The sequence below is a fragment of the Sporolactobacillus inulinus genome (genome assembly GCF_006539285.1).
GTDB lineage: Bacteria > Bacillota > Bacilli > Bacillales > Sporolactobacillaceae > Sporolactobacillus > Sporolactobacillus inulinus.
In genome coordinates this window covers 1-9,630 of the sequence record NZ_BJMS01000107.1, presented here as the reverse complement: position 1 = coordinate 9,630, position 9,630 = coordinate 1, and the positions used below count along the sequence as shown (strand labels likewise).

Below are 9,630 nucleotides of genomic sequence, written 5' to 3'. Positions count from 1 at the left end.
AAATTAGCGGAAGTTCCTTTTACAATTAGTGAAAATCCTGTACACTTAGCAGAGATTTCTACCTCCACAGGACGCAGTTTTGAACCATCAATCTTGTCCACGAACGACACTACAGCTGCTCGCTTGCCACGGCGCCCCAGTCCTCACCGTTTCGCTTTAACTTCGGGTTTTTGCTTTAACTTTTCGGGATTTCGCTTTAACTTCGGGATTTCTCTGCTTTTGATGCTCGTCCAAGCTACTGTGTTATCGGTTTGACTATTATGACACCTAATAAAAAAAAGCTTCTCCGTACACGCGCAGATGCGCGAAACAGAAAAGCATCAGTAAAATTACTGGAGTTAAAAGGATTGAATCCATCGAATTGATTAAGCACGCAGGGACACGGCGAGTCGTCCGTTTTGCTGCTGCACGGAAACGCGATAGTCATAAAATTCACTCATAGTTTCGGGCGTCATGACGTCACTTGCCGCACCGGATTGAAAGACAGCCCCTGCTTTGAGCAGGAGTGTATGATCAAAGCAAGGCAGAAGTTCATCAACATGATGGGTTACAAAAATCATTGTCGGTGCATCCTCTGAGGCTGCGAGCTGTGCAACAAGAGCCAGTAAATGTTCTCTGGCAAACAGATCCAGCCCATTGCATGGTTCATCCAAAATTAACAGTTCAGGTTCCGCCATCAGGGCGCGGGCAATTAGCACGCGCTGTTTCTCACCTTGCGACAAAAGACCAAATGCTCTGCCCGCAAACGATGCGCAGCCCAGCTTCTGCAATAACTCATGCGCCTTCTCGCGCTCGTTGGACGATACCTGATCGTAAAGACCAATGGAGGCGAATTTACCGCTCAAAACAATCGTTTCCGGTCGTTCATCTGCCCTGAATTTATCAACGAGTGCAGTGCTTACCCAGCCAATTTTCTTGCGCAACTCGCGCAAATCGCATGTTCCGAACGGACGATTGAGCACGGACAACGTGCCGCTTGTCGGCCAGATGTAGCCGTTAACCATTTTCAGTAAGGTTGTTTTTCCTGAACCATTCAGCCCCACCAGCGACCAATGCTCCCCTTTGTGCACTTGCCAATCGACATGTTTCAGAACGGTATGATCTGCGCGTACCCAGCTGATATTTTTCGCATCAATAATCATTCAGCTTTTCCCCTTTCAAAGCGTGCCGACCTTTGAAACAGATTCTGCAGCCATGTGTTGAATCTGCGGCAATTCCTCCGGATCGGCATTGCCTCCGCTGACAATTAAACCGGCGTGCTGGCCGCGCACATCAACCCGGCCGGCAAGTACCGCCGCAAGTGCTGCGGCGCCGGCACCTTCGACAAGCAGCTTGCTGCGTTCAAGCATGAGTACCATTGCCTGGGCAATCTCTGAATCAGAGACGGTGACGAGATCGTCAAGATAGCGTTGGATGACCGGAACCGTACGTTCACCAGGACAATCAACCAATATGCCCTCAGCGATGCCTGGCGTTTGTCGATTTGCCGACTTGTTCTCGTGATGAAAACAATTATACATCGCCGGTGCGTGATCCGATTGAACACCAATCACGCGTACACTCGGCCGGACACTCTTCAGATAGCAAGCAGTTCCTGCGGCAAGACCGCCACCTCCGATTGGTACAAGTACCGTATTCAGATCTGAACATTGCGCCAGCATTTCTGCTGAAACGGTGCCTTGTCCGGCAATCACTTGATTATCGTCAAATGCATGAACGAAAACAGAATGATTTGTCTGGCAGTCCATGCGCGCGGCTTCGTACGCTTCCTGGTAGGATGCACCCGCAAGTACAACTTCTGCGCCATAAGCGACCGTTGCCCGAATCTTAGCCTTAGGCGTTTGTTTGGGCATAAAGATTCGTGCCGCAGCCCCGCGTCGTGCTGCTGCATAGGCAATGCCTTGTGCATGATTACCGGCAGAGGCGGTGACAACACCGCGACTCAGCGCTTCATCAGACAAATGAGCCACTTTGTTAAATGCGCCGCGAAGTTTAAATGATCCGGTTCGCTGCATATTTTCCAGTTTCAGATGCAGATGCGCCCCGCTAAAGCGGTTCAATGTCGCCGATTCTATCAGCGACGTCCGATGCACAACAGGCATCAGCGTTTCACAGGCTTCTTGAATTGCTGCGAGCGACACATAATCCCCAATGATCTTCACCCTTTCTCCCGTCCACGTCGGGTCAACTGCATTTTATTGTGTAACGTTTGCTGTGATGTCTTCACTGTCCTGCTTTCCATCCTTAACAAAAGGCATGAGGCGACGCAGTTCGCGTCCAACACGTTCAAGTTCCGAGTTGTTTTCCTTTTGCTGCAGTGAATTGAACATCGGGCGGCCGACTTTATTTTCAAGCACCCAATCACGAGCGAATTTACCGGATTGGATATTTTCTAGGACTTTTTTCATACGCGTTTTGACACCGTCGTCGATCACATAGCGTCCAACGGTAAAGTCACCGAACTTGGAGGTATCGGAGCATGAGTAACGCATCCCGGTCAAACCGTTCTCGTAGATCAGGTCGGTGAGCATCTTCATCTCATGACAGGTTTCAAAATAAGCATTTTCCGGTTGATACCCCGCTTCGACAAGCGTTTCAAATCCGGCTTCGATCAAATGCGTCAGCCCGCCCATCAGTACTGCTTGTTCGCCGAAAAGATCCGTTTCCGTCTCTTCCTTGAATGTGGTCTTCAGTACACCGGCACGCGCTGCGCCAAGCCCTTTCGCCCATGCGAGTGCGAGTTCTTCTGCTTGACCGGACGCGTTTTGCTGAACGGCGTAGAATGCCGGTACGCCGCCACCATTCAGATATTCACGACGGCAGAAGTGGCCTGGACCTTTAGGGGCAACCATGAATACATCAACATCCTTCGGCGGAACGATTTGGGTGAAGTGGATGTTGAAACCGTGCGAGAATGCAAGAGCATTGCCCGGTTCAAGACCTTCCTCAACTTCCTTGTAATAAACCTCAGGCTGGCGTTCATCCGGCAGTAGCATCATGACAACGTCTGCTTCTGCTGCCGCTTCCCGAACCGTTTTCACCGGGAATCCATCGCGTTCCGCCTTTTCCCAAGATTTGCCCGGCCTTACGCCGACCGTCACGGAGAAGCCGCTGTCACGCAAGTTCTGAGCCTGTGAGTGTCCTTGAGAGCCATAGCCCATGATCGCTACTTTTTTCCCTTGCAGTACATTTTCATTGATATCTTTGTCATAGTAAACCTTTGCTGTCATTTTCGTATTCCCCTTTTCCTTTTTTTGTCTATTGCCAATAGTTAAATAGTTTCAGTTAGATGCCTCCAGCAAACCATTCTTTTCGCTGCATGGCGTAACATCATACACATCAATCAGCTTTGCTGCCTGGCTGACAAACCGCTTCAACTGGTTTGCGCTTTCTGCTGTCAGCGTCAGGCGCATGTAGAAATGTTTGCCCTTACGTTCCGCACGCATGGCGACAATCGACAAATTGCCACGTCCAAGCAACATCGTGACCCGCGCCAGAACATCAGGGTTCGTTGCCGTTTCAACCCGTACTGTCTGCTCCATCTGTTCACACTCCCGTCATTTCCATCAATCCTTTGCCAGGAGGAACCATTGGCGTCACATTTTCCATCTGCTTCACCCTGCAATCAACCAGAGCCGGAGTATCCGTTGCAAACACCGCTTCAACGGTTTCGGCAGCCTGAGCTGGATCGGTTAAACGCCGCGCGCGGATCCCGTAGCTTTCCGCAAGCCGGACAAAATCAGGCTGCATTTCCGGAATCGATTCCGCATAACGTTCGCCGTAAAAGGATTCCTGCCACTGCCGCACCATTCCGAGCGTATGATTGTTTAGAATAAAAATTTTCACGGGTAGTCTCTGTTCGGCAATGACTGCCAACTCTTGCAGCGTCATTTGAAAACCGCCGTCGCCAAGAATTGCCGCCACCTTAGTCTGTGGGCAGGCAACCTGTGCACCAATGGCCGCCGGAAGACCAAACCCCATCGTGCCCAAACCGCCGGAACTGACAAACTTTCCGGGTCTTTCGAAACGGTAATATTGGGCCGACCACATTTGATGCTGTCCAACATCCGTCGCAACGATGGCATCCGGCCCAGCAAATCGGCAGATCTGTTCAATAACAAATTGTGGCAGCAACGGATCACTTGCTTTCACAGGGCCATAGTGAAGCGGATGCGCATCGGCATAGCCGTGCAAACGATTCAGCCAGTCGTGATGGCTAGGCAAAGGCCCATCCAAGACTTGTTCCAATTGGACGAGTACCGTACCAGCATCGCCGACAAGACCAAAATCCGTTTTGATCACTTTGCCGATTTCCGATGCATCAATATCGACATGGGCGACTTGAGCTTTCGGAGCAAATTTTTCAAGGTTTCCGGTCAATCGGTCATCGAAGCGCGCGCCGATATTAAGCAGCAGATCGCATTCGGAAAGCGCCATATTGGCGGCAAACGTTCCGTGCATCCCGCCCATGCCTAGAGAAAGCGAATGCGATGCTGGAAAGCTGCCGAGTCCAAGAAGAGTGGTTACCACCGGCAAATGGCAATGTTCAGCCAATCGCCGCAATCTTTCGGATGCTCCAGAATGAAGCACACCGGCGCCGGCGAGCAGTAGCGGACGATCCGCTTTCGCCAATGCATCAGCGAGCTGCATCACCACGCGAGCATCCGCTTGTTCCGGGACATGATAACCTGGAAGCTGAACCGTAGCGGACGGCTCTGCTACTTTTCCCAACTGCCCGGCACAAATGTCTTTGGGCAGATCGACCAGAACCGGTCCCGGACGCCCGCTTGCCGCCAAATAAAAGGCTTCGGCAACCACTCGCGGTAATTCACTCACGCTATGGACGCGAAAATTATGCTTGGTCGCCGCTGCAGTCATGCTGACGACATCAGCTTCCTGGAACGCGTCGCTGTTAATCGCCCGACGTGTTACCTGACCGGTAAACACAACCAGCGGCAGCGAGTCGATCAGCGCATCCATCAGTCCGGTGACCAAATTCGTCGCGCCGGGCCCGCTCGTCGCCAGGACGACTCCCGGTTTCCCGGAAACTCGGGCATAGCCTTCAGCCGCATGTACGGCGCCTTGCTCGTGTCGCGTCAGCACATGGCGCATGTGCTGTCGATAAACCGCGTCGTAAATTGGTAGTACCGCACCGCCCGGATAGCCGAACAGTACCTCTGTCCCTGCCCTTTTGATTAATCGGAGCAGCAGATCAGCACCTGTTTCGGTACGCTGTTCTGTTTTTTCAGTCATTTTTAGGTTCCTCCTCTCTTTTTCTGATTGCCTTTTTGTTTCCGAGGCTCTTCATCCTTCTCTGTGTTTTTCCTCAATTACCCCGCTTTCCGGATTGGTTTCGAAAACCGAAGCGGAAATTTTTGGGGTTGGCTCACATGTTAATCACTTAAAAAAAATCAGTCAACCCCCTCTCGTCCATTTTTTCCATAGGTTTTTGGGTGCTCTTATGGAAGAAAAACAACTCAATTTTTTTTCAAATTTTTCTTGCTCGAGCAAAAACACTTGCCGAACACTGATTGATACCAGCGCGGCATGATCGACGGTAAGGCATTGGCCATGCAACTCAAAACTGTGTCTTTGCTTTTCTTAACGGGCTCTGCCACGTCTTTTAAAAATAACGACAATTTTTTGATTATTTTCTGTTGACACAAATTTTCAAGAATGCTATAGTGACAATACTAAAATTTTGACAATTCCGGTTAGGAGCCATTTGCGATGAATCGTCCATTACAACGCATGATTAAAGCCATTATTATTATTAGCTAGGGTCCCGGCATCCGTTGACAACTTAACGAATGCTTGGACCCAGATTCGCGTTGAATGGGTTCAGGCAAAGCCGCCCATTCAAACGAATGGGCGGCTTTTATTTTGCTTATTAAAAAACAAGGGGGTAGCTTTCGATGAACAGTTCCTATGGTATGAGGTTAAAAGTACAAATGAATGTCGGATGGTTCTTAGTCCGTTTGTTCTGCAGTATGCTCGTCCGTGGTTATGTGCGAAGAAATTCCATGAGCACCGTTCAAAAATTAGATACTGCTGTTCTGTACTTGCAGGCAGCATTTCTTCATCTGCGTGCGGCATTACACGTTCTACCGAGCAAACAACGGGTGCTGCGTTCATTCTTCCTGATTCGCCGCGAATCGGCAGCTTTCGAAAACCTGTCATTGTTCTCCTCAAGCGGACCACACCATGCAAAATCAGTTAAAACCAAGGCTGCAACCCGCCCGGCTATTAATCCCCTGATTCAATTGAGTCAACCCATCACGAAAAACGGCAGCGCATGGCATCAAAATCCGGTACAGAAGCTCACCATGATTAACGTTGGTAAAAGAGTCGCTCATTCGCTGATTCTGAAAAAAATCGACCGTTTCGATCCGCTTGCAGGTTGTAGGTATGAATGTCACGTTCACGATCCACGCCATTACATGCTGCAACCATCGAACGCGTTAACGCTTGTGCTGCGTTCTCTGCCATAGCTACCCAACACCAGAGTGCGACTGTCCTGTTCAATTGAAGATCCGATTCAGCGCACAATTACGCGACTCTGAACCTTGCGCAGATTCTCGCCGCCGCTCAGCTTAAACGAAAAGTCGTTCCATCGCCGCTTGGTAATAGCATGTAAATTCTTGGCCCATCCGACTACTTTCTGTTCTGCTCACGGAAGTCTTCAATATTATATAGGAAGATTCTTTTTTTGATCAGCCAATTTTTTTGCAACAATCACGCGTTTATAGAGCACGAAGATACTTGATCGATCTGCTCCTTTTCATTTAGAGGAATAGAAAGGATAATGCTTGGTTGTCGCATGAAAAACGATCGCTTGGTTTACTTTTTTCCCGGAATCAGAGTAACTGAATATCAGTTTTGCTTTGCCCTTTGGTTGCTCGGTAAATTCAACAAAAACAATTTTTTTCTGCGCCTCAACTTCACGTTCAGCATGATGGATTGACATGATTAATTTCGACCCGTCATAATAGCGTAGGTTCATCTGTTCCAGTTGCTTAAAATGATCCTTCGACCCATTCCAGAATACATAACCCGAGTAGGTTTGTTGCCCTTTATCATAATGGATTTCAGCTGCCCATCCGCCGTCTTCTGTTTTTCCAACCCAATTAAGCGCCGTATTCTCCCGAAAACTGAAAACTTTATATGTACTCAGAAAAACCGCGATCACTAGTAAAAGTGCGGCAAGAAAAAGGAAAACTATTCTTTTTTTCATGACCCCTCCTTGAATCCCATCATCCTTGGATGTATCGCGCAGCGTTGCGTTTGCGACCATCTCTTTCATGCGACTCCTCTTTAACTCTCCTATCATTTCCCCGATGTATTTTGCCGCTTATCATAGTACGACAAGGCAGAATCATTAACCTTCTTTACTTATAAAAAATGGTCAATCCTGTCAGAGATCAACCATTTTTTACGCTTATATTGATTTTATTTCTGTAGAGATTCTTTTGGATTCAGTCCATAACTATTTTTCTTATCCTGGGTATCCGTACAGAAATACACAATCAAAACAATCCATCCTAATACAGGTATAATTCCGATCAGCTGCCACCAACCCGTTTTTCCAATATCATGAAGCCGTCGAGCGCCAACTGCAAAAGTGGGAATTAAAACGGCTAAATTATACAAAGTGGAAAAAACCAGCAAACCATTTAGAATTAACTTATCAATCAGTTCTGCAATAATGGTAATAAAAATGTTAACGAGTACAAACATCCAAAATTCGGTTCGCGTCGCCCGGCCCACTAAAACCAACATAATTCTTAATTACATCAAAATACCAATGCATCGAACCACCACCTTCACCAATTTAGTTAAAGACCATTGATTAATAACAATGTAATTATGACTTATGATCCCACTTAAAAAACCGCACAAATCATGCGTGGTCCCGCATATTTTGTGCGTGCGATCATGCGTGGTCATGCGCGCTCCCGCATCGATTGTAAATCAGCTAATGTCAAGCACACGAAAGCTGTCGCGATCACCGTTCATTATGACTGTGAAAAAGATGGTCATTTGACCATCTTTTTTTGCGTTTTCTGGCTTTACTGATGCTTATATTTCTTTATAAACTCTTGTGATGGCTGATAATCTAGCTTCTGATACAAGGCATCATCCATGCCAAACCACTCGCCATGGTCGAGCACACCGGATAAATCAACCTTCCGATCATCTCTGCTATAGCTAAAAACATAATAATTATCTGGCTTTCGGTTAATATGGACCTCTTTCACATAAGCATGGGCTTCCTTCATTGGCTGATACAGTTTGTCGATAGTTACCTTGCCCTTGGGAAAAGGATAAGCTGCGATAAATTCATCTAATTTTTTCTCCGCTTGGTGCCTATAGTAAACGTGTCTGCCAGCAAAAAAGGCTGTCATCATGATCAGTACCATAAACACAAGTACTGTTTTTCTATTTTTCAACGCCTTCCTCCAATTCCAGCCCATTACCATTTTCGTTATCCCTGTTGCGTAGCTGTGGTGCTTTTGTTGTTCCAATTTCTATTTCTGCCAATAGCTTAAAGAAGACCCATGACTATCGCATTTGCCACTCAGGAGCCGGTTACTTGCCATAGCACAAATAACAATTTCATAACAAAAAAGTTAATCGATGGTGTCGCTTTTCATAAAAAATTGAAGGAATAGCCGCTTAAAAAGCTAGCACTCAAAAAAATATCGTGGAGAATTTACAACAACCGTTCCCAATTTCGCTTACCATAAAGGATTCGACTGATCGTAACGACGTGTTCTTCTTCGTGAATAAGATAAAAAATAATGTAACGGTCAACAACTATCTTTCGGATCCCTCGGGGAGGCTAAATATGGATCAGGAAGTAAAGTGAATCGTGCAGGTATACTCAACATTAAATTGTAGGCACTCATTCACTCAAACCATCTTCAATTCGTTTAAATGCTTCATCGGCTGGAATCGATTTTCCCTTTTTTATCGCTTCTTCACCTTTTGCTAATAAATTGTAAAGTTCGAACCTGCCCGTCAGCATTTCATAGGTATCAATACTCATTACCGCCAGATCACCTTTACCGTTCTTCGTAAGATAAACAGGCTCAGAGTGCTCATGGCAAAACTGTGCGATTTCATTGTACTTATTTCGCAAATCAGAACTTGGTCGTATCTCAGGCATGCGCACACTTCTAAAAGGTTAGTATATGAAAATTCTATCAATATATTGATAGATCATCAAGATAAATAGTCACTGTTCCTCGTTTATAGTCTCATCATGACTGAAACAGCAGCCCTCTCCTCTTCGCTTACATCGTTGCTTTTATTTCGAAGCCAATGTAGTTCTGAGGCTGATGCATCTGAATATCCATAGCTTTGACGCGTGCGAAGAAGGTGCCGCGTCTTACTTTTTGAATAAATGCGTCTACTTGCTGCCGGGTTCCTTCGGCAGCAATTTCCACACGACCGTCGTCCCTGTTCCTGACCCATCCGTTGACCGAATGCTGAGCGGCAGTCTGTTTGATAAAATAGCGAAATCCGACACCCTGAACGCGGCCTGTAACCAAAATGCGAACACTGATTACCTTTTCATTTTCAAAACCCATCGCTAGCGCCTCCTTTAACGAATCCTTCTCCAATTAT

At 47.1% G+C, this 9,630-nt stretch carries 13 protein-coding genes; 2 read left to right on the top strand and 11 right to left on the bottom strand.

What is annotated here, in order from left to right; all coding sequences use genetic code 11:
- A partial coding sequence (locus tag SIN01_RS15235) for a hypothetical protein (protein WP_218027782.1) occupies positions 1-255 on the top strand: 255 nt, incomplete at its 5' end.
- A 110-nt stretch (positions 256-365) separates the two neighbouring features.
- On the opposite strand, the gene SIN01_RS12605 is transcribed toward SIN01_RS15235, so the two are convergent.
- The 5 genes from SIN01_RS12605 to ilvB are packed head-to-tail and all read right to left on the bottom strand — an operon-like array spanning position 366 to position 5,253.
- A complete protein-coding gene (locus tag SIN01_RS12605; protein WP_010026000.1) occupies positions 366-1,142 on the bottom strand; it encodes an ABC transporter ATP-binding protein in 777 nt (258 codons plus the stop codon).
- Between the two features lie 15 nt (positions 1,143-1,157).
- Positions 1,158-2,162 carry a threonine ammonia-lyase gene (locus tag SIN01_RS12600; RefSeq protein ID WP_010025999.1) on the bottom strand — a complete coding sequence of 335 codons (1,005 nt, stop codon included), beginning with the start codon at positions 2,160-2,162 and terminating at the stop codon, positions 1,158-1,160.
- A gap of 33 nt (positions 2,163-2,195) precedes the next feature.
- Positions 2,196-3,269, bottom strand: coding sequence for a ketol-acid reductoisomerase (gene ilvC / locus SIN01_RS12595; protein WP_272947201.1), 1,074 nt, complete (start codon positions 3,267-3,269; stop codon positions 2,196-2,198).
- Positions 3,270-3,281: 12 nt separating this feature from the next.
- Positions 3,282-3,542, bottom strand: a complete 261-nt coding sequence (locus SIN01_RS12590) for an ACT domain-containing protein (protein WP_010025997.1) — start codon at positions 3,540-3,542, stop codon at positions 3,282-3,284.
- Between the two features lie 4 nt (positions 3,543-3,546).
- A complete protein-coding gene (ilvB, locus tag SIN01_RS12585; RefSeq protein ID WP_047035039.1) occupies positions 3,547-5,253 on the bottom strand; it encodes a biosynthetic-type acetolactate synthase large subunit in 1,707 nt (568 codons plus the stop codon).
- Positions 5,254-5,915: 662 nt separating this feature from the next.
- On the opposite strand from ilvB, the gene SIN01_RS12580 reads away from it, so the two are divergent.
- Complete coding sequence (locus SIN01_RS12580; RefSeq protein WP_029548344.1) at positions 5,916-6,491, top strand: hypothetical protein; 576 nt, start codon at positions 5,916-5,918, stop codon at positions 6,489-6,491.
- A 290-nt stretch (positions 6,492-6,781) separates the two neighbouring features.
- Here SIN01_RS12580 and SIN01_RS12575 read toward each other — a convergent pair whose 3' ends face one another.
- The 6 genes from SIN01_RS12575 to SIN01_RS12550 form a co-directional block, all read right to left on the bottom strand.
- A complete protein-coding gene (locus SIN01_RS12575) occupies positions 6,782-7,303 on the bottom strand; it encodes a DUF4944 domain-containing protein (RefSeq protein ID WP_010027357.1) in 522 nt (173 codons plus the stop codon).
- A gap of 146 nt (positions 7,304-7,449) precedes the next feature.
- Complete coding sequence (locus tag SIN01_RS12570; protein WP_010027358.1) at positions 7,450-7,779, bottom strand: DUF805 domain-containing protein; 330 nt, start codon at positions 7,777-7,779, stop codon at positions 7,450-7,452.
- Positions 7,780-8,069: 290 nt separating this feature from the next.
- Complete coding sequence (locus tag SIN01_RS12565; protein WP_010027360.1) at positions 8,070-8,525, bottom strand: hypothetical protein; 456 nt, start codon at positions 8,523-8,525, stop codon at positions 8,070-8,072.
- Positions 8,526-8,713: 188 nt separating this feature from the next.
- Positions 8,714-8,830 (bottom strand): type II toxin-antitoxin system RelE/ParE family toxin, encoded by a 117-nt coding sequence (locus SIN01_RS15710; protein WP_084688926.1) that lies wholly within the window; start codon positions 8,828-8,830, stop codon positions 8,714-8,716.
- A gap of 75 nt (positions 8,831-8,905) precedes the next feature.
- Positions 8,906-9,169, bottom strand: a complete 264-nt coding sequence (locus tag SIN01_RS12555; protein WP_010027361.1) for a type II toxin-antitoxin system Phd/YefM family antitoxin — start codon at positions 9,167-9,169, stop codon at positions 8,906-8,908.
- A 127-nt stretch (positions 9,170-9,296) separates the two neighbouring features.
- Complete coding sequence (locus SIN01_RS12550; protein WP_010027362.1) at positions 9,297-9,593, bottom strand: acylphosphatase; 297 nt, start codon at positions 9,591-9,593, stop codon at positions 9,297-9,299.
- Positions 9,594-9,630: the final 37 nt, after the last annotated feature.

Excerpts from the sequence above, each read along its gene's own strand:
- SIN01_RS12605 (WP_010026000.1), bottom strand. The coding sequence starts at position 1,142 with ATGATTATTGATGCGAAAAATATCAGCTGGGTACGCGCAGATCATACC.
- SIN01_RS12590 (WP_010025997.1), bottom strand. The coding sequence starts at position 3,542 with ATGGAGCAGACAGTACGGGTTGAAACGGCAACGAACCCTGATGTTCTG.
- ilvB (WP_047035039.1), bottom strand. The coding sequence starts at position 5,253 with ATGACTGAAAAAACAGAACAGCGTACCGAAACAGGTGCTGATCTGCTG.
- SIN01_RS12580 (WP_029548344.1), top strand. The coding sequence starts at position 5,916 with ATGAACAGTTCCTATGGTATGAGGTTAAAAGTACAAATGAATGTCGGA.
- SIN01_RS12575 (WP_010027357.1), bottom strand. The coding sequence starts at position 7,303 with ATGAAAGAGATGGTCGCAAACGCAACGCTGCGCGATACATCCAAGGAT.
- SIN01_RS12570 (WP_010027358.1), bottom strand. The coding sequence starts at position 7,779 with ATGTTGGTTTTAGTGGGCCGGGCGACGCGAACCGAATTTTGGATGTTT.
- SIN01_RS12555 (WP_010027361.1), bottom strand. The coding sequence starts at position 9,169 with ATGCCTGAGATACGACCAAGTTCTGATTTGCGAAATAAGTACAATGAA.
- SIN01_RS12550 (WP_010027362.1), bottom strand. The coding sequence starts at position 9,593 with ATGGGTTTTGAAAATGAAAAGGTAATCAGTGTTCGCATTTTGGTTACA.